19 protein-coding genes, 1 other RNA gene, 6 pseudogenes and 1 riboswitch are annotated in these 25,719 nt (G+C 70.2%); of the genes and pseudogenes, 17 read left to right on the top strand and 9 right to left on the bottom strand.

The window, feature by feature from the left end:
• Nucleotides 1-37: 37 nt before the first annotated feature.
• The 5 genes from AV541_RS05450 to fsa form a co-directional block, all read right to left on the bottom strand.
• Nucleotides 38-1,237: a bifunctional 3,4-dihydroxy-2-butanone-4-phosphate synthase/GTP cyclohydrolase II gene (locus tag AV541_RS05450; RefSeq protein ID WP_060384437.1), complete on the bottom strand. Its 1,200-nt coding sequence runs from the start codon at nt 1,235-1,237 to the stop codon at nt 38-40.
• Nucleotides 1,237-1,821 (bottom strand): riboflavin synthase, encoded by a 585-nt coding sequence (locus tag AV541_RS05445; RefSeq protein ID WP_060384436.1) that lies wholly within the window; start codon nt 1,819-1,821, stop codon nt 1,237-1,239. Before AV541_RS05445 ends, AV541_RS05450 begins: the two co-directional genes overlap by 1 nt.
• The gene (gene ribD / locus AV541_RS05440) at nt 1,822-2,955 is read right to left on the bottom strand and encodes a bifunctional diaminohydroxyphosphoribosylaminopyrimidine deaminase/5-amino-6-(5-phosphoribosylamino)uracil reductase RibD (protein ID WP_060384829.1); all 1,134 of its coding nucleotides are present in this window, start codon (nt 2,953-2,955) and stop codon (nt 1,822-1,824) included. It abuts the gene before it with no gap.
• 3 nt (nt 2,956-2,958) lie between these two features.
• Nucleotides 2,959-3,080: riboswitch (FMN riboswitch) on the bottom strand.
• 83 nt (nt 3,081-3,163) lie between these two features.
• Nucleotides 3,164-4,444, bottom strand: a complete 1,281-nt coding sequence (rho, locus tag AV541_RS05435; RefSeq protein WP_060384435.1) for a transcription termination factor Rho — start codon at nt 4,442-4,444, stop codon at nt 3,164-3,166.
• Complete coding sequence (fsa, locus tag AV541_RS05430; RefSeq protein ID WP_060384434.1) at nt 4,441-5,112, bottom strand: fructose-6-phosphate aldolase; 672 nt, start codon at nt 5,110-5,112, stop codon at nt 4,441-4,443. Before fsa ends, rho begins: the two co-directional genes overlap by 4 nt.
• 413 nt (nt 5,113-5,525) lie before the next feature.
• Here fsa and ileS point away from each other — a divergent pair, with 413 nt between their 5' ends.
• The 4 genes from ileS to AV541_RS05410 are packed head-to-tail and all read left to right on the top strand — an operon-like array spanning nt 5,526 to nt 11,864.
• A complete protein-coding gene (ileS, locus tag AV541_RS05425; RefSeq protein ID WP_060384433.1) occupies nt 5,526-8,657 on the top strand; it encodes an isoleucine--tRNA ligase in 3,132 nt (1,043 codons plus the stop codon).
• 60 nt (nt 8,658-8,717) lie between these two features.
• Entirely contained in the window at nt 8,718-9,752 is a 1,035-nt protein-coding gene (locus AV541_RS05420) for a M24 family metallopeptidase (RefSeq protein WP_060384432.1), read from the top strand.
• 23 nt (nt 9,753-9,775) lie between these two features.
• Nucleotides 9,776-10,630 (top strand): cell division protein FtsX, encoded by an 855-nt coding sequence (locus tag AV541_RS05415; RefSeq protein ID WP_060384431.1) that lies wholly within the window; start codon nt 9,776-9,778, stop codon nt 10,628-10,630.
• 1 nt (nt 10,631) lies between these two features.
• Complete coding sequence (locus AV541_RS05410) at nt 10,632-11,864, top strand: murein hydrolase activator EnvC family protein (RefSeq protein WP_060384430.1); 1,233 nt, start codon at nt 10,632-10,634, stop codon at nt 11,862-11,864.
• Between the two features lie 31 nt (nt 11,865-11,895).
• Here AV541_RS05410 and AV541_RS05405 read toward each other — a convergent pair whose 3' ends face one another.
• The 4 genes from AV541_RS05405 to AV541_RS05390 form a co-directional block, all read right to left on the bottom strand.
• A complete protein-coding gene (locus AV541_RS05405; RefSeq protein ID WP_060384429.1) occupies nt 11,896-12,513 on the bottom strand; it encodes a ComF family protein in 618 nt (205 codons plus the stop codon).
• A complete protein-coding gene (gene mtnA / locus AV541_RS05400; protein ID WP_060384428.1) occupies nt 12,494-13,486 on the bottom strand; it encodes an S-methyl-5-thioribose-1-phosphate isomerase in 993 nt (330 codons plus the stop codon). Before mtnA ends, AV541_RS05405 begins: the two co-directional genes overlap by 20 nt.
• A 54-nt stretch (nt 13,487-13,540) precedes the next feature.
• A complete protein-coding gene (rpmE, locus tag AV541_RS05395) occupies nt 13,541-13,756 on the bottom strand; it encodes a 50S ribosomal protein L31 (protein ID WP_008632496.1) in 216 nt (71 codons plus the stop codon).
• 85 nt (nt 13,757-13,841) lie between these two features.
• Nucleotides 13,842-14,021 carry a hypothetical protein gene (locus tag AV541_RS05390; RefSeq protein WP_041444431.1) on the bottom strand — a complete coding sequence of 60 codons (180 nt, stop codon included), beginning with the start codon at nt 14,019-14,021 and terminating at the stop codon, nt 13,842-13,844.
• A 41-nt stretch (nt 14,022-14,062) separates the two neighbouring features.
• On the opposite strand from AV541_RS05390, the gene rnpB reads away from it, so the two are divergent.
• The 13 genes and pseudogenes from rnpB (at nt 14,063) to AV541_RS05325 (ending at nt 25,714) form a co-directional block, all read left to right on the top strand.
• Nucleotides 14,063-14,433: RNase P RNA component class A (rnpB, locus tag AV541_RS05385), an RNA gene on the top strand.
• A gap of 189 nt (nt 14,434-14,622) precedes the next feature.
• Nucleotides 14,623-15,056: pseudogene (mraZ, locus tag AV541_RS05380) on the top strand (division/cell wall cluster transcriptional repressor MraZ).
• Nucleotides 15,053-15,910, top strand: coding sequence for a 16S rRNA (cytosine(1402)-N(4))-methyltransferase RsmH (gene rsmH, locus AV541_RS05375; protein WP_060384427.1), 858 nt, complete (start codon nt 15,053-15,055; stop codon nt 15,908-15,910). Before mraZ ends, rsmH begins: the two are co-directional and overlap by 4 nt.
• The gene (locus AV541_RS05370; protein ID WP_038035373.1) at nt 15,907-16,152 is read left to right on the top strand and encodes a hypothetical protein; all 246 of its coding nucleotides are present in this window, start codon (nt 15,907-15,909) and stop codon (nt 16,150-16,152) included. The genes rsmH and AV541_RS05370 overlap by 4 nt, the downstream gene beginning before the upstream one ends.
• Nucleotides 16,149-17,467: pseudogene (locus AV541_RS05365) on the top strand (peptidoglycan D,D-transpeptidase FtsI family protein). The gene AV541_RS05370 and the pseudogene AV541_RS05365 overlap by 4 nt, the downstream one beginning before the upstream one ends.
• A pseudogene (locus tag AV541_RS05360) lies at nt 17,451-18,766 on the top strand (UDP-N-acetylmuramoyl-tripeptide--D-alanyl-D-alanine ligase). Before AV541_RS05365 ends, AV541_RS05360 begins: the two co-directional pseudogenes overlap by 17 nt.
• On the top strand, nt 18,742-19,440 hold the full coding sequence (locus tag AV541_RS05355) for a hypothetical protein (RefSeq protein WP_060384426.1): 699 nt from the start codon (nt 18,742-18,744) through the stop codon (nt 19,438-19,440). The pseudogene AV541_RS05360 and the gene AV541_RS05355 overlap by 25 nt, the downstream one beginning before the upstream one ends.
• Complete coding sequence (locus AV541_RS05350) at nt 19,431-20,288, top strand: phospho-N-acetylmuramoyl-pentapeptide-transferase (protein ID WP_060384425.1); 858 nt, start codon at nt 19,431-19,433, stop codon at nt 20,286-20,288. The genes AV541_RS05355 and AV541_RS05350 overlap by 10 nt, the downstream gene beginning before the upstream one ends.
• Nucleotides 20,285-21,538: a Mur ligase family protein gene (locus tag AV541_RS05345; protein WP_060384424.1), complete on the top strand. Its 1,254-nt coding sequence runs from the start codon at nt 20,285-20,287 to the stop codon at nt 21,536-21,538. The genes AV541_RS05350 and AV541_RS05345 overlap by 4 nt, the downstream gene beginning before the upstream one ends.
• Nucleotides 21,517-22,577: pseudogene (locus AV541_RS05340) on the top strand (FtsW/RodA/SpoVE family cell cycle protein). The gene AV541_RS05345 and the pseudogene AV541_RS05340 overlap by 22 nt, the downstream one beginning before the upstream one ends.
• Nucleotides 22,574-23,591, top strand: a pseudogene (locus AV541_RS13085) (UDP-N-acetylglucosamine--N-acetylmuramyl-(pentapeptide) pyrophosphoryl-undecaprenol N-acetylglucosamine transferase). The pseudogenes AV541_RS05340 and AV541_RS13085 overlap by 4 nt, the downstream one beginning before the upstream one ends.
• A pseudogene (murC, locus tag AV541_RS05330) lies at nt 23,588-24,927 on the top strand (UDP-N-acetylmuramate--L-alanine ligase). Before AV541_RS13085 ends, murC begins: the two co-directional pseudogenes overlap by 4 nt.
• The gene (locus tag AV541_RS05325) at nt 24,917-25,714 is read left to right on the top strand and encodes a UDP-N-acetylmuramate dehydrogenase (protein WP_060384423.1); all 798 of its coding nucleotides are present in this window, start codon (nt 24,917-24,919) and stop codon (nt 25,712-25,714) included. Before murC ends, AV541_RS05325 begins: the two are co-directional and overlap by 11 nt.
• Nucleotides 25,715-25,719: the final 5 nt, after the last annotated feature.

Genomic DNA, 25,719 nt, shown 5'->3' with positions numbered 1-25,719 from the left:
CCTCCCGGAGCCCCTTCGCCGGAGGCGCAGAGCGGCCTCAATCCATCCAGTGCCCGAGCTTCTCCTTCTTGGCCTGGAGGTAGCGCTCGTTAAAGGGGTTGTCCCCGGCCCTCAAGGGGATGCGCTCCACGATCTCTATGCCGAAGCCGGAAAGGGCCCGGACCTTCCTGGGATTGTTGGTGAGGAGGCGCATCTTCCGCACCCCGAGGTCGTAGAGGATCTGGGCCCCCACGCCGTAGTCCCTTAGGTCCGGGGGAAAGCCTAAGGCCAGGTTGGCCTCCACCGTATCCAGCCCCTGGTCCTGGAGGTGGTAGGCCTTGATCTTGTTCACAAGGCCGATCCCCCGCCCCTCCTGCCTCAGGTAGACCAAGACCCCCTTCCCCTCCTCGGCGATCCTCTCTAGGGCCAGGTCCCTCTGGAAGCCGCAGTCGCACCTTAAGGAGTGGAGGGCGTCCCCGGTGAGGCACTCGGAGTGCATGCGCACGAGGACGGGCTCCTCCGGCTCCCAGCTTCCCATGACCAAGGCGGCGTGCTCCTCCCCCGTGAGGGGGTCGCGGTAGCCCAGGATGCGGAACTCCCCAAAGCGGGTGGGGAGCAGGGCCTCCGCCTCCCGCCTTACGTAAAGGTCACCCCGCTCCAAGCGGAAGCGGATGAGGTCGGCGATGGTGCCCACCTTGAGGCCGTGCCTCCTAGCGAAGGCCAAGAGGTCCGGCAGGCGGGCCATGGTGCCGTCCTCCTTGAGGATCTCAATGAGGCTCCCCACCGGGGTGAGGCCGGCGAGGCGCAACAGGTCCACCGTGGCCTCGGTGTGCCCGGCGCGGCGCAGAACCCCCCCGGGCCTCGCCACCAGGGGGAAGACGTGCCCGGGACGGCGGAAGTCCTGGGCCGTGGCCTCGGGGTCGGCGAGGAGCCTGATGGTGGCCGCCCGCTCGTAAGCGCTGATCCCCGTGGTCGTCCCCCGGGCGTCCACGCTCACGGTGAAGCGGGTCCCTTGGGGGTCTTGGTTTTTCTCCACCATGAGGGGGAGGTCCAGGGCCTTGGCCCTCTCCTCCGTGAGGGCCACGCAGAGGAGGCCCCGGCACTCCTTGAGCATGAAGTTCACCCACTCCGGGGTCACGTGCTCCGCCGCCATGATGAGGTCGCCCTCGTTCTCCCGGTCCTCGTCGTCCACCAGGATCACGGGGCGGCCCGCCTTGAGCTCCTCCAGAAGTTCCTTGACGCTGGCGATCCCTTCCATCACGCTCTCCCCAAAAGCCGCGCCACGTACCGGGCGATGAGGTCCACCTCGAGGTTCACCCCATCCCCCACCTTAAGCTCCCCCAGGTTGGTCACCTTTAGGGTGTGGGGGATGAGGGTCACCCAGAAGGCCTCCCCGGCAAGCCCCGCCACCGTGAGGGAAACCCCGTTTAGGGCCACGCTCCCCTTCTCGGCGATGTAGGGGGCGAGCGCCTTGGGGGGGAGGAAGTAGAAGTCCTTGGCCCCGGGGGCCTCGCGGACCTCCCAAAGCCTCGCCACCCCGTCCACGTGCCCGGTGACGAAGTGCCCCCCAAGCCGGTCCCCCACCCTTAAGGCCCTTTCCAGGTTGGGGCGGTGGCCCACCCGCCAGGTGGGGGCGGTGCGGCGCAGGGTCTCCCGGGCGAGCTCCACCCAAAACCCCTCCCCGTCCACCCGGACGGCGGTGAGGCAGACCCCGTCCACCGCCACCGAGTCCCCCTCCTTAAGGTCCTCCAGCACCTTCCGGGCGGCGATGTGGACCCGGAGGAAGGGCCCTTCCTCCACTTTTAGGATCTCTCCGGTTTCCTCCACAAGTCCCGTGAACATCTATCCCTCCGGGTAGGCCTCGAGCCAGAGGTCCTCCCCCAGCCACTCCCTGCGGGCAAGGCGAAGGCGGAGGGCCTCCGCCACCCGCTCCACCCTAAAGCCCTCGGCAAGCCCCCTCCCCTCCCCCAGGATCCGGGGGGCGAGGAAGAGGGCGAGCTTGTCCACCAGGCCCCTTTCCAAAAAGGCCCCGGCAAGCCTCGGCCCCCCCTCCAGGAGCACCCCGTCCACCCCCTCTTCCAGGAGGAAGGCCAGGGCCCTTTCCGGGTCCACCCGCCCCCCTTCCCGGGGGAGGGCCACCACCCGGGCCCCCGCCTCCTCCAGGGCGGAAACCCGCGCCCTCGGAGCCCCCTCCCCCACGAAGACCAGGACCCGGGCAGGTTCGCCCCTTGGACCCTTTTGGAAAAGGCGGGCCGTGGGGGGCGTCCTCGCCTCGGTATCCAGGACCACCTTGAGGGGGTCGCGGAGGGGCGGGGGCTCCACCATGAGGGGAAAGGGGCGGAAGTCGGGTTCCCGCACGGTGAGGGCGGGGTCGTCCTTTAGGACGGTCCCCACCCCCACCATCACGGCGGGAAGCCACTGCCGGTAGGCGTGGGCCACGCGGCGGCTCGCCTCCGAGGAGATCCAGCGGGCGTCCCCCGAAGGGGCGGCCACCTTCCCGTCCAGGGTGAGGGCCGCCTTGAGGAGGACGAAGGGAAGGCCCTTTTTCTGCACAGTGAAGAAGACCTCGTTCTGAGCCCGGGCCTCGGCCTCCAAAAGGCCCGCCTCCACCTGGACCCCCCCCGCCCGCAGGCGCGCAAGCCCCCCTCGGGCCACGGGGTTTTCCTCCCGGGCCGCCACCACCACCCGGGAAACCCCGGCCTCCAGGAGGGCAAGGGAACAAGGCGGGGTGCGCCCGAAGTGGTCGCAGGGCTCGAGGGTCACATAGGCCGTGGCCCCCCGGGCAAGCTCCCCCGCCTCCCTTAGGGCGAGGACCTCGGCGTGGGGTTCCCCCGCCCTGGGATGGAACCCCTCGCCCACGATCCGGCCTTCCCTTACCAGGACCGCCCCCACCAGGGGGTTCGGGCTCGTGTGGCCCCGGGCCCTTTCGGCAAGCTGCAGGGCTCTACGCAGAAAGCGCTCGTCCAGATCGCGCAAGTGGCCCTCCTTCTCCCATCCGGACTTTCACCGTCGGCCCCGGAATTCCACCGGGTCGGGCCCCATTAGGGGCTTCGCGGGCTTTCACCGCCGGTGGGGACTTCCACCCCGCCCCGAAGGAGGTGCCGAAGCACCTGGCCTTAGTATACCATCCCGTTGTGGGCCCCGGCGCCCCCGGGAGGACGGCACCGGAACCCGAGGGGATGGATCAGCGGGCCGCCAGGGAGGCCAGGAACTCCTTGTTGTTCTTGGTGCGGGCGAGCCGGGCGAGGAGCATCTCCATGGCCTCCGCGGGGTCCATATCCGCCAGGACCTTCCGGAGAAGCCACATCTTGTGGGTGACCTCCTCACCGAGAAGGAGCTCTTCCCGGCGGGTGCCGGACTTGAGGATGTCGATGGCGGGGAAGATGCGGCGCTCCTCGAGGCGGCGGGAGAGGTGGAGCTCCATGTTGCCCGTCCCCTTGAACTCCTCAAAGATGACGTCGTCCATGCGGCTACCCGTCTCCACGAGGGCGGTGGCCAGGATGGTGAGGCTCCCGCCCCCCCGGATGTTCCGGGCCGCCCCCAGGAAGCGCTTGGGGAAGTAGAGGGCGGCGGAGTCCAGACCGCCCGAGAGGGTCCGCCCCGTGGGCGGGGTCACCAGGTTGTTCGCCCGGGCCAGGCGGGTGATGGAGTCCAGAAGGATCATCACATGCCCACCCTCCTCCACGATGCGCTTGGCCCGCTCGTGGACGAACTCCGCTACCCGGATGTGGTTCTGGGGCGGCTCGTCAAAGGTGCTGGCGATGACCTCGGCGCCTTGGACGCTCTCCCGGAAGTCCGTGACCTCCTCGGGGCGCTCGTCAATGAGGAGGACGATGACCTTGATGTCGGGCTCGTTCTTGAGGACGGCGTTGGCGATCTTCTTGAGGAGGGTGGTCTTCCCCGCCTTGGGAGGGGCCACGATGAGGCCCCGCTGCCCCCGGCCGATGGGGGCGAGGAGGTCAATGACCCGGGTAGAGAGCTCGTCCGGCGTGGTCTCCAGCTTGATCTGCCGGTCGGGGAACTGGGGGATGAGCTCGTCAAAGCGGGGGCGGTTCTTGGCGGCCTCGGGGTCCAGGTTGTTCACCGCCTCCACCTTGAGGAGGGTGGCGTAGCGCTCGTTCTCCCGGGGCGGCCTGGCCTGGCCCACCACGTAGTCCCCGGCCCTCAGGGCGTACTGCTTGATGAGCCCCGCCGAGACGATGGCCACCCGGGACTCCAGGTTGTGGAGGTTCTCGGTGAGGAAGCCGTACCCGTCCTGGCTGATCTCCAGGTAGCCCTTGACCAGCCTCAGCCCCTCTCCCTGGGTCTGCCGCTCCAGGAGGGCCATGATGAGCTGGTCCTTCTTCATGCGCTTGTAACCTTCAATGCCCGCCTCCTGGGCCAGGAGGTGGAGCTCGGGCAGGATCTTGCTGGCAAGCTCCTGGTAAGTTAGGGGGGTTTCCTGCAGGTTTTCCTTTCTTCTCATGGCTTAACCTTCTCCCAATCCTCCAAAAAGCGCTTAAGGCCAATGTCCGTGAGGGGGTGCTTCAGGAGTTGCTTAAAAACAGCGTAGGGCATGGTGGCGATGTCCGCCCCAAGAAGGGCGGCCTCGGTGACGTGCCGGGGGTGGCGGATGGAGGCGGCGATGACCTTGACGGGAAGGTCCTGGACCTGGATCATCTCCACGATCTCCCGAAGGAGCTCCCCCCCGTCCCAGGAAATGTCGTCCACCCGCCCCAGGAAGGGGCTCACGTAGCTGGCCCCCGCCCGGGCGGCAAGGAGGGCCTGGTTGGCGGAGAAGATCAGGGTCATGTTGACCTTGATCCCCTCGGCGGCAAGGCGCTTGCAGGCCTTGAGGCCCTCCTCGGTGGTGGGGAGCTTGACCACGATCTGGGGGTGGATGGCGGCAAGCCGCCTGCCCTCCGCCACCATGGCCTCGGCCTCGAGGGCCGTCACCTCCGCCGAAACCGGGCCGCCCGCCGTTTCGCAGATCGCCCGTAGGTGGGCGGCGAAGGCCTCCTCGGTCAGGGCCTCCCCCTTGGCGGCGAAGGCCTTGGCCACCAAGGTGGGGTTGGTGGTCACCCCGGAGAGCACCCCCCAAGCGGCGATCTCCCGTATCTCCTCCAAGCTCGCGGTGTCCAAGTAAAGCTCCATGGCTGGCTCCTTGTGGCGTGGGATGGTTTCGGCTTGGCCTCAGTCTAGCAGGCCCCGGGCGGGCGTTGTCAAGCCAGGGCATGGGCTGCTAGCATGGGCTTAGCCGCCGACGGGGGATTTTACCCCAGGAAGCAGGCGGTGTAAAGGCGAGGATGGGGAGAGTACCCCTGCCCAAGAGCCCCAAGCGAGCCGGGGAGGGTGGGAGCCCGGCGGTGAGGGCAGGCGGGAAGATCGCCCCGGAGCCGCGGGAGGAAAGGGGCCCAAGGCCCCGAGTAATGCCCGCCGGGTGGCGCCCGTGATCGCGCCCCAACGAGGGCCTGGGGGCTTCCCCAGGAAGCGCGGTGGTACCGCGGAAGCCTTTTGTGGCTTTCGTCCGCGCCTTCGGGCGCGGGCGTTTTGCTAGGAGGTGGGAGATGTTCAAGGAGGTCGGCGAGCCCAACTTTCCCAAGCTGGAAGAGGAGGTTTTGGCCTTCTGGAAGCGGGAAAAGATCTTCCAAAAGAGCGTGGAAAACCGCAAGGGTGGTCCCCGCTACGTCGTCTACGAAGGACCCCCCACCGCCAACGGCCTCCCCCACGTGGGCCACGCCCAGGCCCGGAGCTACAAGGACCTCTTCCCCCGCTACAAGACCATGCGGGGCTACTACGCACCCCGGAGGGCGGGCTGGGACACCCACGGGCTTCCCGTGGAGCTCGAGGTGGAGAAGAAGCTCGGCCTCAAGAGCAAGCGGGAGATTGAGGCCTACGGCATTGAGCGCTTCAACCAGGCCTGCCGTGAGTCCGTCTTCACCTACGAGAAGGAGTGGGAGGTCTTTACCGAGCGCATCGCCTACTGGGTGGACCTGGAGAACGCCTACGCCACCCTGGAACCCACCTACATTGAGAGCATCTGGTGGAGCTTGAAGAATCTTTTTGACCGGGGCCTCCTTTACCGGGACCACAAGGTGGTGCCCTACTGCCCCCGCTGCGGCACCCCCCTCTCCTCCCACGAGGTCGCTCTGGGGTACAAGGAGATCACCGACCCCTCGGTCTACGTCCGCTTCCCCTTGAAGACCCCTGAGCGGCTAGGCCTTAAGAAGGCGAGCCTCCTCATCTGGACCACCACCCCCTGGACCCTGCCCGGGAACGTGGCCGCGGCGGTCCACCCGGAGTACACCTACGCCGCCTTCCAGGTGGGGGAAGAAGCCCTGATCCTGGAGGAGGGGCTGGGGAGGAAGCTTTTGGGCGAGGAAGCCCCGGTCCTCAAAACCTTCCCGGGCAAGGCCCTGGAGGGCCTCCCCTACACCCCCCCCTACCCCCAGGCCCTGGAAAGGGGCTACTTCGTGGTCCTCGCCGACTACGTGAGCCAAGAGGACGGGACGGGCATCGTCCACCAGGCCCCCGCCTTCGGCGCCGAGGACCTGGAGACGGCGAGGGTCTACGGGCTTCCCCTCCTGAAGACCGTGGACGAGGAGGGGAAGCTCCTCGTGGAGCCGTTTAAGGGCCTCTTCTTCCGCGAGGCCAACCGGGCGATCCTAAGGGACCTCAGGGGGCGGGGCCTTCTCTTCAAAGAAGAGGGCTACCTCCACAGCTACCCCCACTGCTGGCGTTGCTCCACCCCCCTCATGTACTACGCCACGGAGAGCTGGTTCATCAAAAATACCCTCTTCAAGGACGAGCTCATCCGCAAGAACCAGGAGATCAACTGGGTGCCCCCCCACATCAAGGAGGGCCGCTACGGGGAGTGGCTCAAGAACCTCGTGGACTGGGCCTTAAGCCGCAACCGCTACTGGGGGACGCCCCTCCCCATCTGGGTCTGCCAGGCGTGCGGCAAGGAGGAGGCCATCGGGAGCTTCCAGGAGCTAAGGGAAAGGGCCACCAAGCCCCTCCCCGAGCCCTTTGACCCCCACCGCCCCTACGTGGACCAGGTGGAGCTCGCCTGTGCCTGCGGCGGGACCATGCGCCGCGTCCCCTACGTCATTGACGTCTGGTACGACTCCGGGGCCATGCCCTTCGCCTCCTTACACTACCCCTTTGAGCACCAAGAGACGTTCCGGGAGAGCTTCCCCGCAGACTTCATCGCCGAGGGGATTGATCAGACCCGGGGCTGGTTCAACTCTCTCCACCAGCTTGGGGTGATGCTCTTCGGCTCCATCGCCTTCAAGAACGTGATCTGTCACGGCCTCATCCTGGACGAGAAAGGCCAAAAGATGTCCAAGTCCAAGGGGAACGTGGTGGACCCCTGGGACATCATCCGGGAGTTTGGGGCGGACGCCCTCAGGTGGTACATCTACGTCTCCGCGCCCCCCGAGGCCGACCGGCGCTTCGGGCCCAACCTGGTCCGGGAAACGGTGCGGGACTACTTCCTCACCCTTTGGAACGTCTACAGCTTCTTCGTGACCTACGCCAACCTGGACCGGCCCGACCTCAAGAACCCCCCTCCCCCAAAGAAGCGGCCCGAGATGGACCGCTGGCTCCTCGCCCGCATGCAGGACCTCATCCAGAGGGTGACGGAGGCCCTCGAGGCCTACGACCCCACCACGAGCGCCCGCGCCCTGAGGGACTTCGTGGTGGAGGACCTCTCCCAGTGGTACGTCCGCAGGAACCGGCGCCGCTTCTGGAAGAACGAGGACGCCCTGGACCGGGAGGCGGCCTACGCCACCCTCTACGAGGCCCTGGTCCTGGTGGCCACCCTCGCTGCCCCCTTCACCCCCTTCCTCGCTGAGGTCCTGTGGCAGAACCTGGTGCGGAGCGTCCGGCCCGAGGCCAAGGAGAGCGTCCATCTCGCCGACTGGCCCGAGGCCGACCCGGCCCTCGCGGACGAGGCCCTGGTGGCCCAGATGCGGGCGGTGCTTAAGGTGGTGGACCTGGCCCGGGCGGCCCGGGCGAAAAGCGGGGTCAAGACCCGCACCCCCCTTCCCCTCCTCCTCGTGACCGCTCCCACGGCCTTGGAGCGGGAGGGGTTAAAGCGCTTCGCCCACGAGATCGCCGAGGAACTCAACGTTAAGGAGGTGCGGGTGTTGGAACCCGGGGAGGAGATCCTCTCCTACCGGGTCCTGCCCAACCTCAAGCTCCTGGGGAGGAAGTACGGCAAGCTCGTCCCCAAGATCCGGGAGGCCCTGCAGAGGGAAAGGGAGCGCGCCGCCACCTTGGCGCTTAAGGGCGAGGCCATTCCCCTGGAGGTGGAGGGCGAGGCCCTCACCCTCCTCCCGGAGGAGGTCCTCCTCGAGGCCGAGGCCCCCAAGGGCTACCAGGCCCTGGAGAAGGACGGGTACGTGGCCGCCCTCAAGGTGGAGGTCACGGAAGCGCTCCGCATGGAGGGCCTTGCCCGCGACCTCATCCGCCTCCTGCAGCAGGCCCGCAAAGACATGGGCCTCAGGGTCTCGGACCGGATCCGGGTGGGCTACGAGGCGGAGGGCCCCTACCTCGAGGCCCTCAAGCGGCACGGGGCCTGGATCGCCGAGGAGGTGCTGGCCACCGCCTTCGGGGAGGGCCTTTTCGGCGGGTTTGAGGCCCGGGTGGAGGACGAGGAGGGCAAGGCGGTCTTCCACTTGGCCCGGGCAACGTGAGGCCGCCCCATAGGCCCCCCCGGGCTTTACCGGGGGAAGGCCCTTGGGTATAGTGCCCCCGTGCTGCCGAAGGACCTCCTAGAACCTCTCGGGCTTGACGCCCTCCTCGTCACCCGGCCGGAGAACGTCCGCTACCTTTCGGGCTTCCCCCACCCCGAGGACGCCCAGGTCCTGATCACGGGGGAAGGGGCCTTCCTCCTCACCGACCCCCGCTACCCGGAGGCCGAAAGGGAAAGCCGCATCCCCGCCAAGGTCCTCAGACGGGAAGAGCGGGAGGCCCTCCTCAAGACCCTGAAGGGCCGGGTGGGCTTTGAGGCCGAGCACCTCCCCTACGCCGCCCTGGAGCGCCTGAGGGAGCTCGTCCCCGCCGAGTGGGTGCCCACCAAGGGGGTGGTGGAAAAGCTCCGGCTCCGCAAAACCCCGGAGGAGGTGGAAAGGATCCGCAAGGCCCAGGCCCTGGCGGAGGAGGCCCTGGCCCACGTCCTCCCCCTCCTCAGGCCCGGGGTGGAGGAGCGGGAGATCGCCCTGGAGGTGGAGTTCTTCCTCAAAAGGCGGGGGGCCGAAGGGGCGGCCTTCCCCCCCATCGTGGCCTCCGGGGAGCGGGGGGCCCTGCCCCACGCGCGGGCCTCGGAGAAGCGCCTAAAGGCAGGGGAGCTCGTCACCCTGGACCTCGGGGCGCGGCTTGAGGGGTACCACTCGGACATGACCCGCACCTTCGCCCTCGGCAGGCCCAAGGAGGAGCTCCGCCGGGCCTACAAGGCGGTGGCGGAGGCCCTGGAGGCGGCCCTCGCCGCCTTGGCCCCTGGGAAGACGGGCAAGGAGGTGGACGCGGTGGCCCGAAAAGCGCTGGAGGCCCACGGGCTGGACCGCTACTTCGTCCACTCCCTGGGCCACGGGGTGGGCCTCGCCGTCCACGAGGGGCCGAGCCTCTCCCCCTACGGCGAGGACGTCCTGGAGCCCGGCATGGTGGTCACGGTGGAGCCCGGGGTCTACCTGCCGGGGCTTGGGGGCGTGCGGCTTGAGGAGCTCGTCCTCCTCACCGAAAGCGGCGTGGAGCTCCTCTCCCGCTTTCCCCGGGACTTTCAGGAGCTCTAATGCAAAGCCCGTAAGATGGGGGCGTGTACGCCATCCGCGAGGGGCTAAAGCAGGTTTTCCGCCACCCCACGGCAAGCCTCGCCACCTTCTTCACCGCCCTGGTCTCCTTCACCCTGCTCTACTTCCTGGGGCTCCTCCTCTGGAACCTGGAGCGGGTGGTCCAGACCATGGAGCGGGAGCTGGAGGTGGCGGCCTTCCTCGGCGCCAAGGCGGACGTGGAAGGCCTTCTCGCCGAGATCCAGGAGTGGCCCGAGGTGGCCTCCGCCCGGCTCCAGACCAAGGAGGAGGCCCTGGCCCAGCTGGTCCTGGACTACCCCTACCTGGCGGAGGCCAAGGACCTGGTGGAAAACCCCCTGCCCGACACCCTGCGCCTGCGGCTTAGGGAACCCGAGGCGGTGCGGCGGGTGGCGGAGCGCCTCGCCCGCCTCCCCGGGGTGGAAGGGGTGGAGTACGGGGGAGAGATCACGGAAAGGCTCGTCCAGCTCCTCCAGGGGAGCCGCGTGGCCATGCTGGTCCTCGTGGGGCTTCTCCTCCTCAACACCTTCTTCAGCGTCATGGGCTCCATCCGCCTCTCGGTGGAAAGCCGGCGGGAGGCCCTGGGCATCATGCTCCTCGTGGGCGCCACCCGGCGGTTCATCCAGGCCCCCTTCGTCGTGGAGGGAACGCTCCTCACCTTGGGGGCGGGGCTTCTCGCCGTGGCCGTGGGGGCCTTCCTCTACCGGGCCTTGGCCCAGGCGGTCCAAACCCTCCTGCCCTTCGTCCCCGTCCTTTCCCCCGAGGACCTGGGACGGACGGCGGGCCTCGTCCTCCTCCTGGCCCTCGTCCTGGGCGCAGGCGGGGCTTTCGCCGCAAGCCGGGCCCACCTGCGGGAGGTGTGAGGTGGGCCGCCTCCTCCTTCTCCTCCTCCTCCTTGCCCCCGCCTGGGGCCAGGACCTCGCGGCCCAGGAAAAGCGCGTCCAGGCCCTGGAAGCCCAGGCCGCCCGGGCCCGGGCCCTGGAGGAGGAGGCGGCGAAGCGCATCCAGGCGCTGAACCGGGAGCTCGCCCAGATCTCCCAGAGGCTCAAGAACCTCCTCGGGGAAAAGGCGGCCCTGGAAAAGGAGATCGCCCGCCTCGAGGCCGAAAGGCGGCGGCTTAAGCAAGAGACGGCCCGCCTCGAGGAGGAGGTGCGGCAAACGGAGGCCAGGATCGCCAAGCTGGAGAAAGACCTCGAGGCCTTGCGGGAAAGGCTCCAGGCCCTCATGGTGAGCCTGCACCGGGAGCGGGCAGGCCGCTACCTTCCCTTGCTTAGGGCCGAGTCCTTTACCGACCTCGCCGTCCGGGCCCGCTGGGTGGGGTACATCTCCCGCCAGGACACCGCCTTGGTGAAGACCCTCCAGGCCACCCTGAAGGCCCTTAGGGAGGAGAAGGCGAGGCTGGAGCTTCTGGTCCAGTCCCTCACGGCCAAGGAGGCGGAGCTCGCCGAGACGCAGCGGGCGTTGGAAGCGAAGCGGCGGGGGCTGGAAGCGGTCCTCGCCGAGCTCAGGCGGGAGGAGGCGGGCAAGAAGGCCCTGCTCCGGGACGCCCTCGAGGAGCGGGCCCAGCTCCAAAGCCGCCTGGCCGAGCTGCAAAAGCGGCTCCTGGAGGAACGGCAGCGCCTAAAGGCCCTCCAGGAGGAGGCCGAGAGGCGGCGCCGGGAAGAGGAGGCCCGCCGGGCCGCCCAGGCCAGCGTGGTGGTCCCGCCGCCCCCTCTTCCGGCCACGGTGGGCCGCCTCGCCTTCCCCGTCCCCGGGGGACGGATCGCCGTCCCCTACGGGAAGGAAGGCCCCTTCCAGGTGATCGCCGCCCCCGCCCCGGGAAGCCCGGTCCAGGCGGCCGCCGACGGGTACGTGGCCGGGGTCTTGTACCTCCCCAACCTGGGCTACACGGTGATGCTGGTCCATACGGAAGAGCTGGCCACCGTCTACACCAACCTGCAGGCCCCTTTGGTGCAGGAGGGGGACCGGGTGCGCCAGGGACAGGTGATCGGCTACCTGGGCGGGGGCCTCCTCATCCAGCCCAACGAGCTGGAGTTCCGCGTGGCCCTCCGCACCGGGGACGCCACCCGCTTCGTGGACCCGAGCGCCTACTACTGAGGCCGGGGCGGGGTGCCCGAGGCGCAGGGGCTTAGCGGTAAGGCCCCAAGGCCCTGGGGTCCCGCACCGCCAGGAAGGCCCCGTAGACGTGGGCGGCCCCCGCCTCGAGGAGGGCTCCCCGGGCCCGGAGGAAGGTGGCCCCGCTGGTGAGGACGTCGTCCACCAAAAGCCAAGTCCCCTCCACCCGCACCCGGGCCCCGAAGAGGTCGCCCGGGAGGAGGCGGCGCTCCTTGAAGCCCCGGGTGGGCTGGCCCGGGGTGTACCGCCTCCGGAAGAGCACCGGGCGGTAGGGCACCCCTAGGGCCTCGGCGAGGGCCCGGGCCAAAACCTCGGGCGGGTTGTAGCCCCTGAGGGCGAGCCGGTGGGGCAGGGTGGGCACCGCCGTGACGCCCTGGAGCCGCCACCCCCTCGCGGCCACGGCCCGGGCCAGGGGCTCGGCCAGCGCCCGGGCCAAGGCCTCCCGCCTCCCGTACTTCAGCGCCCGCACCAAGGGACCCACCCGGGCGTAGTGGCCCAGGTAGACCATCTCCCCCGTGGAGAAGGCCTCGAGGCCCGCCCGGCAACGCCCGCAGAGGGCGGGAAGGTCCAAGGGCCCGCCGCACCCCGGACAGGCGTGGCCCAATAGGGCCTCAATCCAGCCCCAAGGCACGCCGCAGCCCTTCAGCGAAGGGAGGGTAGAGGACCCCCTTCTCCGTGATGATCCCCGTGAGGTACCGATGGGGGGTCACGTCAAAGGCGGGGTGGTAGGCGGGAAACCCCTCGGGGGCGATCCGCACGCCGCGGAAGGCCACCACCTCCTCCGGGGAACGCTCCTCTATGGGGATGCCCTCCCCGCTCGCCAACCGGGGGTCCACGGAGGAAAGGGGCAAGGCGGCGTAGAAGGGGATCCCGTGGTGGTGGGCCAGCACGGCGAGGGCGTAGGTTCCCACCTTGTTGGCGAAGTCCCCGTTCAAGGCCATGCGGTCCACCCCCACCACCACCGCGTCCACGGCTCCCCGGGCCATGAGCCAGCCCGCCATGCTGTCGGTGATCAGGGTGGCGGGTACCCCCGCCTTCTGGAGCTCGTAGGCGGTGAGGCGGGCCCCTTGGAGGTAGGGCCTGGTCTCGTCCACCCAGACGTGCCGCACCCGCCCAAGCCTGTAGGCCTCCACGATGGCCCCGAGGGCGGTGCCGTAGCCGCCCGTGGCCAGGGGACCCGTGTTGCAGTGGGTGAGGACCTGGCCCCAGAGGACCTGGGCGCCGTGGCGGCTGATGGCCGCCTCCGTTTCCTCCACCTCTTGCCAGATGCGCCGCGCCTCGAGGAGGCTTCCCGCCAGGTCCCCCCAAAAGGGGCGCATCCGGTCCAGGGCGTGGAAGAGGTTCACCGCCGTGGGGCGGCTCGCCCTGAGCCTCCGGTCCGCCTCCTCGAGGTCCTCCCCCGCCAGGTGGGCCAGGACCATGCCGAAGGCGGCGGAGACGCCGATGGCCGGCGCCCCCCGGACCACCATGTCCCGGATGGCCTGGGCCATCTCCCGGGCGGTGCGCACCGGGACGTAAACCTCCTCCTGGGGCAGGCGCCTCTGGTCCAGAAGCCAGAAGACCCCCTCCTCCTCCGCGAAGCGAAAGGGAAGCACCCGATCCACGCCGCCTCCTAAAGGAAAGCGGGCGGGGCCATCCCCCGCCCTAGACCAGAGGGCCTAGCGCCCCTTGCGGTAAGAGTCGCCGTAGCGCCGCTGGAACCGCTCCACCCGCCCCTCAGTGTCCACGAAGCGCTGCTGCCCCGTGTAGAAGGGGTGGCACTTGGAGCAGACCTCCACGTAGATCTCGGGCTTGGTGGAGTAGGTCTCAATGACGTTGCCGCAACCGCAGATGATGCGGGCGGGAACCAGCTTAGGATGGATGCCTTCCTTCACGTTCGCCTCCTTCTTCGCACGGTCTTGGCCGTGCGCAAGCCACCTTTTAGTGTACAGGGGGTGAACCCCTAAGGGCAAGGCCTCCTCACCCCGGGGGAAGCCTCCGCCAGCGCCGCCTGGGCCAGACGCCCCTAAGGAGGGAAAGCGCCCCGAGGCCCAGAAGCGCCAAAGCCCCCACCGCCCAGAGCACCGCCAGTAGCCCCAGGCCCACCAGGGCGAAAAACGCCAGGAGAAATGGCCACGACCAAGCGGGAAGCCTTCGCACCCCTTTACCCTAACACACGCGCTTGCTAAAATAAAGTAGCCCGGGACGAGGGCGCGGTCGCGCCCGAGGGCCGAACCCCTCGGGTGAGGAAAGTCCGGGCACCATAGGGCAGGGTGCCAGGTAACGCCTGGGCGGGGTAACCCGACGGAAAGTGCCACAGAGAAGAGACCGCCAGCGGCCGGGGGTTTCCCCCGGTGCGGGCAAGGGTGAAACGGTGGGGTAAGAGCCCACCGCCTGGCCTGGCAACAGGCCGGGGCACGGCAAACCCCACCCGGTGCAAGGCCCGGTAGAGGGGAAGGGCTTGCCCGGCCCGCCAGAACCCCTGGGATGGGCCGCTTGAGGCCGGTGGCGACACCGGTCCCAGAGAGATGACCGCGGAAAACAGAACCCGGCTTACGCCTCGTCCCGGAGGCGCCCGAGCGTTCGGGCGCCTGTTTTTTTTGCCCCGGGGTGGGACAGAGGTGGGAGGAGGGTGGGAGAGAGTGGAAAACTGTGGGGCCTCCATGCTATACTTCGCGTCAGAAAACCTTCCAGCCCCACGGTCCCCGGAGGCCCTCCTCCGCCCCGGACCCGAGGCCCGGAAGGTGGGACCAGGTGGAAGATGCCCTTCGGCGAGTACCAGTACAGCCTGGACGACAAGGGGCGGGTGGTCATCCCCGCGCCCTTCCGCGACTTCGTGGAGGACGGGCTGGTGCTCACCCGGGGGATGGAGGGGTGCCTCTACGTCTTCCCCCTGGACCGGTGGAAGAAGATTGAGGAGCAGCTGGTCAACCTGCCGCTCACCGACGCCGAGGCCCGGGCCTTTGTGCGCTTCTTTTACTCAGGGGCGCACAAGACCCGCATAGACAGCGCCTCCCGGGTCCTCATCCCCCGCCCCTCCGCCTCTTCGCCGGGCTCAAGGAGGGGGGGGAGGTGGTCATCGCCGGGGCCCCGGGGAGGCTGGAGATCTGGAGCCAGGAGCGCTGGTGGAAGGCCATTGAGGAGGTGCTGGCCAAACCGCCGGCCCCGGAGGCCTTGAAGGGACTGGTGGGATGAAGCCCATGACCCACGTTCCCGTCCTCTACCGAGAAGCCCTAGACCTCCTCGCCGTCCGGCCCGGGGGGGTGTACGTGGATGCTACCCTGGGCGGGGCAGGGCACGCCCGGGGCATTCTGGAGCGAGGAGGCCGGGTCATCGGGCTGGACCAGGACCCCGAGGCCGTGGCCCGGGCTAAAAGCCTCCACCTTCCCGGTCTCACGGTGGTGCAGGGCAACTTCCGCCACCTAAAGTGCCACCTCGCTGCCCTCGGCGTGGAGCGGGTGGACGGGATCCTGGCGGACCTCGGGGTCTCCAGCTTCCACCTGGACGACCCAAGCCGGGGCTTCAGCTACCAGAAGGAAGGGCCTTTGGACATGCGCATGGGCCTCGAGGGCCCCACGGCCAAGGAGGTGGTGAACCGGCTCCCCCTGGAGGCCCTCGCCCGCCTATTGCGGGAGCTCGGGGAGGAACCTCAGGCCTACCGGATCGCCCGGGCCATCGTGGCCGCCCGGGAGAAGGCCCCCATAGAGACCACCACCCAGCTTGCGGAGATCGTCCGCAAGGCCGTGGGCTTCCGCAGGGCGGGCCACCCAGCCCGCAAGACCTTCCAGGCCCTCAGGATCTACGTCAACGACGAGCTCAACGCCCTCAAGGAGTTCCTGGAGCAGGCCGCCGAGGTCCTGGCCCCAGGGGGGCGGCTCGTGGTCATCGCCTTCCACTCCCTGGAGGACCGCGTGGTCAAGCGCTTCCTGCGGGAAAGCGGCCTAAAGGTCCTCACCAAAAAGCCCCTCGTCCCCTCGGAAAAGGAGGCGGCCCAAAACCCCAGGGCCAGGAGCGCCAAGCTCCGTGCGGCGGAAAAGGAGGCTCCGTGAAGGCGGCGCTCAGGCTCGGGCTCATCTATTGGGCGGTGCTCCTCCTGGTCTTCGCCCTAGGGCACCGGAACCAGGTGGAAAAGGAGGCCAACGCCAGGCTGGCGCGTGAGCTTCAGGCCCTGGAAGCGCAAAAGGCGGCCCTTGTCATGGAGAAGTGGCGCCTCCTCCGCCCCGAGCGCCTCCTGGCCTGGGCGGAGGAGGAAGGGTTCGTCCCCATGAGCCTGGGGAGGTGGTCCCGGTGACCGCAGGCCGGGAGCGGGTCCACCTCGTGGTGCTCGGCTTCCTCGCCTACGTGGCCCTCCTCGCCCTCGGGGTCTACACCCTGGCCCTCCACCCCCCGAGGATCCAGCCCGCGCCCCCCCCGCCCCCGCCGCCTCGAGGGGGGCTTTACGCCGCCGACGGCACCCCCCTCGCCCTCACCCTGGAGGGAAAACGGCTCCACCCCTTGGGGCGAAGCGCAAGCCAACTCCTGGGCTTCGGGGAGCGGGCCTCGGGCCGGGGCCTGGAGGGGCTGGAGCGGGACCTCAACGCTTCCTTGAGCGAGGGGCGGTCCTACACCCTGACCCTAGAGCCCTTCGTTCAGGCCCTGGCGGAAAGGGCCCTTTGGCGCGGGCTAAAGGAGAGCCGCGCGGACTACGGGAGCGCCGTGGTCATGGACGCAGAGGGGCGCCTCCTCGCCGTGGCCAACGGCCCCCCTTTGACCCCGACGCCCCGAGGAAAAGCCCCGCGGAGGACATCTCCTGGCGCAACCACGCCTTCCTCGTCCCCTTGGAACCGGGGTCCACGGCCAAGACCCTCACCGCCGCCATGCTCCTGGAGGAGGGCGCCGCCACCCTCGCCACCCGGGTGGAGGCCCCCATGCGGAGGGAGCTTGAAGGCTGGACCATACGGGACATCGTCCCCCATCCTCCCGTCCTGACCCTGGAGGAGGTGCTCCGCTACTCCTCCAACGTGGGCATCAGCCTCCTCGCCGAACGCCTCCCCAAGGAAACCTTCTTCGCCTACATGGAGGCCCTGGGCCTCACCCGCGCCGACCTCCTGCCGGGCATCCGGGTGGCGGCCCCCCTCTTCCAACCCCCCGAGAAGTGGAGCCGGGTGGCCTACGCCAACCACACCTTCGGCCAGGGCTTCCTCATCACCCCCCTGCACCTGGCCGCCGCCTACGGGGCCCTGGTGGACGGGGTCTACCGGACCCCCGTCCTCCTCAAGGGAACGGAGGGCCGTTCCTGGCGCGTCTTCTCCCCGGCCACGGCCCAGGCCCTGCGGGAGGCCCTGGCCCGGGTGGCCGTGCCCACAGCCCACCTTCCGGGCTACCGCCTCGGGGGTAAGACGGGCACCGCCCAGGTGGTGGTGAACGGGCGCTACTCCCAGGAGGTGTTCACCGCTTGGTTCGCCGGGTTCGTCCCCGCCGACCGCCCCCGGTTCACCGTGGTAGTCGCCGTCCACTACCCCAAAACCCAAATCAACGGGAGCCAGGTGGCCGCCCCCATCTTCCGGGAGATCGCCGCCGGGCTCTTGGCCTGGGCGGGCCTGCCCCCCTATGCTGAAGGGCGGTGAGGATGTTGTGCAAGGGACGTATGTTAGGGAACTAACGCCGGAGTGGGTGGCCCGGGCCGTGGGGGGACGGCTCCATCCGGGCGGAGGGCCGGTGCGGGACCTGGTCTGGCACAGCGGCGCCGCCACGCCGGGAAGCCTCTTCGCCGCCCTCCCCGGGCGCACCACCCACGGGCGGCACTACATCCCGAAGGCCCTGGCCCGGGGGGCAAGCCTGGTCCTGGCCGACCGGGCAGGCCCCGCCACCCTGGAGGTGGAGGACCCCTGGCAGGCCCTCCTGCGCCTGGGCGAGGCCCTCCGCCGCCTCTTCCCGGGCCCGGTCCTGGCCGTGGGGGGAAGCTCGGGCAAGACCACCACCAAGGAGGCCCTGGCCCAGGGCCTGGGCCTTCCCGCCCCCCCGGGGAACCTCAACACCGCCCCGCCCCTCGTCCGCTTCTTCTGGCACCTGGACCCCCAAAGCCCCGGGGCCGTGGTGGAGCTCGGCGTGGACCGCCAGGGGGAGATGGCGGAGCTCTTCGCCCTGGCAAAACCCCACCTCGCCGTCCTCACGGCCCTCGGGAGGAGCACCTGGAGGCCTTCGGGACCCTGAAAAAGGCAGTAGAGGAAGAGGCCCACCTCCTCCGGGCCCCCACCGCCTTGGTGGGGGAGCAGGCCGCCCCCCTCGTCCTAGGCCTCAGGGAAGACCTCCTCGTCTACGGGTTCGCCGAGGGCACCTTCCGGGGACGGGAGTTGGAGCTCGGCCTCCGGGAAAGCCGCTTCCGCTACGGAAGGCTTCTCGTGCGCGTTCCCTACCCCGGGCTTGGCCCCGCCTACGGGGCGCTTGCGGCCCTGGCGGCGGCCGAGGTCTTGGGCCTTTCCCTGGAAGAGGTGGCGGAAAGGCTCTCCCGCCTCACCCTCCCCCCGGGGCGCATGGAGATGCGGGAGGTGGGCGGCGTGACCTTCGTCAACGACGCCTACAACGCCAACCCCCTTTCGGTGAAGGCCGGCCTCCGCTGGCTCGCCGCCCAGCCGGGGCGGAAGTGGGCCGTGCTCGGGGAGATGCGGGAGCTTGGCCGGGAAAGCCTCCGCCTCCACCTCGAGGTGGCGGAGGAGGCGGCGAGGCTCGGCCTCTCCCCCCTTTACCTGGGGCCCCACGCCCGGCGTCAAGCCGCCCTTTCCGGCGAGGCGGCGGAGAGCCTGGAGGAAGCCCTGGCCTGGCTCAAGGCCCGGGTGGCCCCGGGGGACCTCGTCTACCTCAAGGCCTCCAGGGCCGTGGGCCTGGAGCGGATCGTGGAGCTATGGGACGCGCCCTTCTCCTCCTAGTCCTCCTCGCCGCTTGCGCCCCCCTGCCCGAGGGGCCGAGCCTCCCCTACCCCGGGGGGTTCATCCGGGGAAGCGTGGTGGAGGGCCGCTTCCAGGCCATCCTCCCCGGGGCGCCCCTCCTCGTGGACGCGGACAGCGAGGCCCTCTACGCCGCCTACCCCTACCAGCTCCTCGAGGTGCGGGCGGGGAAGGTCCAGAGCCTGCACCTCCCCGGGGTGCCCCGGTTCCTCAGGGCCCGGCCCGGCCTCGCCGTGGGCCTCGAGGGCGGCGTCCTGACCCAAAGGGGCCTCCTCCCCTACCCCGCCCAAGACGCCCTGGAGACCCCCGAGGGCCTCTACTGGGTGGACGCGGAGGGGCTCCACCTGGAAGGCCGCCTCCTCCTCTCCGGGAGCTTCCGCCAGGTGGTGGCCTGGGAGGGGGAGGTGGTGGCCCTGGGGACGGAGGCCCACTTCTTCCCCTCGGGGCGGCGCCTCGCCCTGCCCGCCCCCGCCCTTAAGGCCCAGGCCGCCCGGTGCGGGGTGGCCTTCCTCGCGGAGGGCGGGCTCGCCCACCTCCTCACCCCCACGGGCCTCGCCCCCCTGGGCCCGGCGGAGGACCTCGCCGCCTGGGAGAACACCCTCTACCTGAGCCCCGGGGAACGGACGCTCCGCTGCGGGGAGGCGCCATGGTTCTAGCCACCGCCCTTCTTCTCGCCTGGATCCTTACGGCCTTCTGGATCGCCCTCGCCCCTGGCCTGGGCTTGGGAAAACGGGTCCGCGCCGAGGGCCCTGAGGCCCACCTGGCCAAAGCGGGCACCCCCAGCATGGGCGGGGTGGCCTTCCTCCTGGCCGCCGCCTTGGCCTACGGGCTTCACGGGGGGGACGCCTTTAAGGGGCTTTGGCTCCTCGGCCTCGGCTTCGCCCTCCTCGGGGCGGTGGACGACCTGGCGGGAAGCCGCCTGAGGCCCCTCAGGGCCCGGGAGAAGCTCCTCGCCCAGGGGGTCATGGGCCTCGCCTTCGCCCTCTGGGCCTCGAGGCTTGTGGACTACACCCCCTGGCCCTGGCTGGACGTCCTCCTCATCCTCCTCGCCGTGGTGGGGGCGGCCAACGCCTTCAACTTCACCGACGGCCTGGACGGCCTCCTCGCCTCGGTGACCGCCGTGATCCTCCTGCCCTTCTACCCCTACCCCCTGGCCCAGGCCCTACTGGGCGGGGTGCTGGGCTTCCTCTGGCACAACGCCCCCCGGGCCAAGGTCTTCATGGGGGACACGGGGAGCCAGGCCTTGGGGGCTATGGTGGCGGGGCTCTTCGTCCTTGCGGGGAAGCTCTGGCTTCTGCCCCTCGCCGCCATCGTCCCCGTGGTGGAGGTGCTCTCGGTGGTGGCCCAGGTGGCCTACTTCCGGCGCACGGGGCGCCGCCTCCTCCGAATGAGCCCCCTCCACCACCACTTTGAGCTCCTCGGCTGGGACGAGGCCAAGATCGTCTTCCGCTTCGCCGTGGTCACCGCCTTGGCCGTGGCCTTGGCCTTCGGAGGTGGGCGATGAGGCTCGTCTACGGCCTGGGACGGAGCGGGCTCGGCGTCCTCCGCTTCCTGAGGAAACGGGGGCTTCCCGCCCGCTTCTACGACGACCGCCCCCGGGAGGAGGAGGTGAAGGAGGCTTTGGCCTTGGGCTTCCGGCCGGACTGGAACCTGGAGGAGGCCTACGAGGAGGTGGTGGCCGCCCCCGGGGTGCCCCTGGACCACCCCCATCTGAGGAGGCTTGCCGCCCGGGGCGCCAAGGTCCTCGGGGAGGCGGAGCTCGCCTACCGCCTTTCCCCCACCCCCATCGTGGGGATCACGGGAACCGCAGGCAAGACCAGCACCACCCTCTTCACCGCCCACCTCCTCCGCGCCCACGGGCTTAAGGCCCGGGAAGGGGGAAACGTGGACCCTCCCCTTGTGAGCGTGGTGGACGAGGCGGAGGTGGCCGTGGCGGAGCTTTCCAGCTTTCAGCTGGAAAGGATCCACGCCTTCCGCCCCAGGGTGGCCGTCCTCTTGAACCTCGGGGTGGACCACCTGGACCGGCACGGCACCGTGGAGGCCTACCACGCCGCCAAGCTCAACCTCCTCAAAAACCTCACCCCCGAGGACGCCCTCGTCTACAACCGCCTGGACCCCAAGGTGCGCCGGGCGGCGGAGGCGAGCCCCGCCCGCCCCTACCCCTTCACCCCGGGGCCCACCCCCAGGGAGACCAACCTCCAGGCCGCCTTGGAGGCCACCCGGGCCTACCTGGACCTTCTGGAAAGGCCTCTAGACCCGGAAGCCGTGGCCGAGGCCCTAAGGACCCTCCCCGAGGCCCCCCACCGCTTCCAGGCCTTCGCCCGTAAGGGGGAGGTGGTCTTCATTGACGACTCCATCGCCACGAGGACCGAGGCGGTGCGGGCCGCCCTCGAGGCCGCCCCCGCCCCCATCGCCTGGATCCTGGGCGGGGAGGACAAGGGGGCCGACCTCACCCCCCTTCTCCCCCTCCTCCGCCGGGTCCGGGTAGCCCTGGCCCTCGGCCGGGACGGCCCCCGCTTCGCCCGGGCCTTGGAGGGGAGGACCGAGGTGGTGGTCATCGCGGAGAAGGACGGCCGCACCGCCATGCGCAAAGCGGTGGAGGAGGCCCTCTCCCGGCTGGAGCACGGGAGCGTCCTCCTCGCGCCCCTGGCGGCGAGCTTTGATCAGTTCCGCGACTACAAGGACCGCGCCCAGGCCTTCCGGGAAGCGGTCTTCGCCCTGGGAGGTGAGCCATGGACCCCGTCCTTCTCCTAAGCGCCCTCCTCCTCCTCGCCTTCGGCCTCATCGGCGTGGGCACGGCGGAGCCCGGCCTCCTCCAGGACCACCTCCTCCGGGTGGGGGCTGCCCTAATAGCCTTGGTCCTCGGCCACCTCCTTCCCCCCCGCCTCCTCCTCCGCTATGCCCTCCACATCTTGGTGGGCGTCCTCCTCCTCCTCGTCCTGGTCCTCCTCCTGGGGGACGGGCCCGGGGGGGTGCGCCGCTGGTTCTACCTGGGCCCCGTGGCCCTCCAGCCCTCGGAGCTCGCCAAGCTGGCCCTGATCCTCTACCTCTCCTCCTTCGTGGAGCGGCGGGGGGAGGACTACCCCATCCTGGGGCCGGTCCTGGCGGTGGGCTCCCTGGTGGGCCTCGTCCTGGTGGAACCCGACTTCGCCACGGCTGCCTTCCTCGCCGGGCTGGCCGCCCTCCTCTTCGTCCTCGCCGGCATCCCCTGGCCAAGGCTCCTGGGGATGGGCCTTGCGGTGGCCCTGGTGGTCCTCCCCTTCTCGGGGCTCTACCTCGCCCGGTTCCGCTACGTCTCCGAGCGCTTCGCCAACTTCATGGACTACCTCCAGGGCGAGTCGGCGCCGGGGGGCGGGGCCTACCAGGTGGTCCAGGCCAAGAAGGCCCTCCTCCTGGGCGGCCCCTTCGGCCAGGGGCCGGGGGCCACCCTGCCCCACCTGCCCGAGGCCCACAACGACATGGTCTTCGCTAGCGTCGTCTTCGCCACCGGGTGGCTCGGCGGGGCCGTGGTCTTCCTCCTTTACACCCTGATCCTGCTGAGGAGCCTGGCGGTGGCCCTGAGCCTGAAGGGCGGGGAGCGCCTCCTCGCCCTCGGCCTCGGCCTCTACCTCGCCCTCCAGGCGGCGCTCAACATCGGGGTCACCCTGGGGTCCTCCCGGTGACGGGGGTGCCCCTGCCCCTGGTGTCCTACGGGGGGAGCAGCCTCTTGGTCTCCGGCTTCGCGGTGGGCCTCCTCTCCCGGCTCGCCCGGGGGGCGGCGGAGAGGCCCAGGCGGAAGGGGGTGGCCCGGTGATCCTCCTGACCGGCGGGGGCACGGGGGGCACCTCTTCCCCGCCCTGGCGGTGGCGGAGGAGCTCAGGCGGCGGGGCCACCCCGTCTTCTACCTGGGGGCGGAGGGGGGCCTCGAGGCCCGCCTCCTCCCCAAGACCCCCATCCCCCACGCCCTCATCCCCGCGGGGAAGCTGGACCGGAGCGCCCTAAGGCCCCAGGAAGCCCCCAAGGTGCTCCAAGGGGTTCTCCGGGCCCAGGCCCTCCTCCGGCGCCTCAGGCCCAAGGCGGTGCTCAGCACCGGGGGGTACGCCGGCTTCCCCGGGGGGATGGCGGCGAGCCTCCTCGGCATCCCCCTCCTCCTCCACGAGCAGAACGCCCGCATGGGCCTCGCCAACCGGGCCCTGGCCCCCCTGGCCAAAGGCCTGGCCCTTTCCGTCCCCTTGGCCCTCCCTGCGCCCCTGGCGCGGAAGGCCCGGGTGGTGGGCTACCCCGTGCGGGAGGTGCGCTACCCCAAGGACGAGGCCAAGCGCAGGCTCGGCTTTGACCCCCAAAGGCCCCTTCTCCTTGTCCTCGGGGGAAGCCAAGGCAGCCTGGAGCTCAACGAGCGCCTCCCCCCGGTCCTCAGGGGCCTTCCCGTCCAGGTGCTCCACCAGGTGGGGGAAAGGTGGGTGGAACGCTTCCGGCCCCTCGAGGGGGAGGGCTACCGGGTGGCGGGCTTCGTGGACACCCCCCTGGCCATGAGCGCCGCCGACCTCCTCCTTTCCCGGGCCGGGGCGGGGACGCTGGCGGAGGCGGCCTTCCACGGCCTCCCAGCCATACTCTTCCCCCTTTCCCCTAAGCTGGACGGCGGAGCCCAGCTCGCCAACGCCCGGGCCTACGCCCAAGCGGGGGGGCGGTTTTGGGGGCGTGGGACCGCCTTTCCTCCCAGATCCTCGAGGCCCTGGAGAATCTGGAGGCGCGCCAAAGGGCCATGGCCCGCCTCTCCCCCGAGGGGGCGGCGGCGCGCCTCGCCGACCTTCTGGAGGCGTTCCTATGAGAAAGGCGCACATCATGGGCATTGAAGGCGTGGGCATGAGCGCCCTCGCCCGGCTCCTCATGGCAGAAGGGGTGGAGGTGACAGGGTGCGACCTCGCCCCAGGCCCTAGGGCAAGGCGGCTCGGGGTTCCCGTGCACCCGGAGCACGACCCCGGTCACCTCGCCGACGAGGACACCTTGGTGGTCCCTACCCCCGTGCCCCCGGACCACCCCGAGGTGGTGGAGGCCCGGAAGAGGGGCCTTAGGGTCCTCCGCCGGATGGAGCTCCTCGCCCACTTCCTCGCGCAAAGGCCCTCCGCGGGCGTGACCGGAACCCACGGCAAGACCACCACCACGGGGATGCTTGCGGCCATCCTCCTGGAGGCGAACCTGGACCCCTGGGTCTTCCTGGGGGGGGAGCTCGCCCTCCTCCCCGGCAACGCCCGCCCTGGCCGGGGGCCCCGGGTGGCCGAGGTGGACGAGTCGGACCCCCTCTTCCGGGAGGTCCGGGTGAGCGTCGCCGTGGCCACCAACCTGGAGGCGGACCACGTGGCCCCTCCCGGGGAGCGGGCCCCCAACTACCACGAAAGCCTGGAGGCTCTAAAGGAGGCCATGCGGGGCTTCCTCTCGGGCGCAAAGACCGTGGTGGTCCCCGCAATGGACCCAGGCCTCCTCGCCCTCACCGAGGGGCTTCCCCGGAGGCTCTTCGGCCCCGGGGGGAGGTTTGGGCGGAGAAGGTGGACCTAAGTCCCTCCGGGGCCTCCTTCCGCCTCGTCCACCGGGAAGGCCCCCTGGGGGAGGTCCACCTGCGGGTGCCGGGGAGGCACAACGTCCACAACGCCCTCGCCGCCGCCCTCGCCGCCCTAGCCCTGGGGGCGTCCCCGGAGGCCATCTCCCGGGGGCTTTCCCGCTTCCCCGGCGTGGGGCGGCGGTTTGAGCGGGTGGGGGAGGTGGGCGGGGCCTGGGTGGTGGACGACTACGCCCACCACCCCACCGAGGTCCAGGCCACCCTGGAGGCAGCCCTCCTCTCGGGGCGGCGGGTCCGCGTCTTCTTCCAGCCCCACCGCCTCCTCCGCACCCAGGAGCTCTGGGAGGCCTTCGCCCAGGCCCTCAAGGAAGCCCACGAGGTGGTGGTCCTGCCCGTCTACACCGCAGGGGAGCGGGGCCGGGAAAGCCCCGAGGCCCTCTCCGACCGCATCGCAAAGAGGCTTGAGGACCTGGGCCGGCCCGCGCGCCGGATGGACAAGGAAGAGGCCCTGGCCTACGCCCGCGCCACGGCAAGGCCCGAGGACCTTCTCCTTTTCATGGGGGCTGGGGACGTGACCCTTCTCGCGCGGAGGCTCGTCCATGAGGGTTGAAAGGGTGCTGCTCAAGGACTACACCACCCTGGGGGTAGGGGGGCCGGCGGAGCTCTGGACCGTGGAGACCCGGGAGGAGCTTAAGCGGGCCACCGAGGCCCCTTACCGCGTCCTGGGCAACGGCTCCAACCTCCTCGTCCTGGACGAGGGGGTGCCGGAGCGGGTCATCCGGCTTGCGGGCGAGTTCCGGACCTACGACCTGAAGGGCTGGGTGGGGGCGGGGACCCTCCTTCCCCTCCTCGTCCAGGAGGCGGCCCGGGCGGGGCTTTCCGGCCTCGAGGGCCTCCTCGGCATCCCCGCCCAGGTGGGCGGCGCGGTGAAGATGAACGCGGGCACCCGCTTCGGGGAGATGGCCGACGCCCTGGAGGCGGTGGAGGTCTTCCACGACGGCGCCTTCCACGTCTACTGTCCGGAGGAGCTCGGCTTCGGCTACCGGAAAAGCCATCTCCCCCCCGGGGGCATCGTCACCCGGGTGCGCCTCAAGCTGAAGGAGCGCCCCAAGGAGGAGATCCTGAGGCGCATGGCCGAGGTGGACCGGGCCCGCAAGGGCCAGCCCAAGCGGAAAAGCGCCGGGTGCGTCTTCAAGAACCCCCCGGGCCAGTCGGCGGGGCGGCTCATTGACGAGCGCGGCCTCAAGGGGCTTCGGGTGGGGGACGCCATGATCTCCTTAGAGCACGGCAACTTCATCGTCAACCTGGGCCAGGCCCGGGCAAAGGACGTCCTGGAGCTCGTCCGCCGGGTACAGGAGGAGCTTCCCTTGGAGCTGGAGTGGGAGGTGTGGCCGTAAAGGAG

Origin of the sequence: Thermus parvatiensis, assembly GCF_001535545.1 — a bacterium.
In the GTDB taxonomy this organism is placed as follows: Bacteria; Deinococcota; Deinococci; order Deinococcales; family Thermaceae; genus Thermus; species Thermus parvatiensis.
The sequence above is the reverse complement of the archived record's forward strand: the minus strand, read 5'-3'. Positions and strand labels throughout refer to the sequence as shown.

Coding starts and splice junctions, on each gene's coding strand:
- AV541_RS05355 (WP_060384426.1), top strand. CDS start 18,742: ATGGGACGCGCCCTTCTCCTCCTAGTCCTCCTCGCCGCTTGCGCCCCC.
- AV541_RS05350 (WP_060384425.1), top strand. CDS start 19,431: ATGGTTCTAGCCACCGCCCTTCTTCTCGCCTGGATCCTTACGGCCTTC.
- AV541_RS05450 (WP_060384437.1), bottom strand. CDS start 1,237: ATGGAAGGGATCGCCAGCGTCAAGGAACTTCTGGAGGAGCTCAAGGCG.
- AV541_RS05445 (WP_060384436.1), bottom strand. CDS start 1,821: ATGTTCACGGGACTTGTGGAGGAAACCGGAGAGATCCTAAAAGTGGAG.
- AV541_RS05325 (WP_060384423.1), top strand. CDS start 24,917: ATGAGGGTTGAAAGGGTGCTGCTCAAGGACTACACCACCCTGGGGGTA.
- AV541_RS05345 (WP_060384424.1), top strand. CDS start 20,285: ATGAGGCTCGTCTACGGCCTGGGACGGAGCGGGCTCGGCGTCCTCCGC.
- fsa (WP_060384434.1), bottom strand. CDS start 5,112: ATGGAGCTTTACTTGGACACCGCGAGCTTGGAGGAGATACGGGAGATC.
- ileS (WP_060384433.1), top strand. CDS start 5,526: ATGTTCAAGGAGGTCGGCGAGCCCAACTTTCCCAAGCTGGAAGAGGAG.
- rsmH (WP_060384427.1), top strand. CDS start 15,053: ATGAAGCCCATGACCCACGTTCCCGTCCTCTACCGAGAAGCCCTAGAC.
- rho (WP_060384435.1), bottom strand. CDS start 4,444: ATGAGAAGAAAGGAAAACCTGCAGGAAACCCCCCTAACTTACCAGGAG.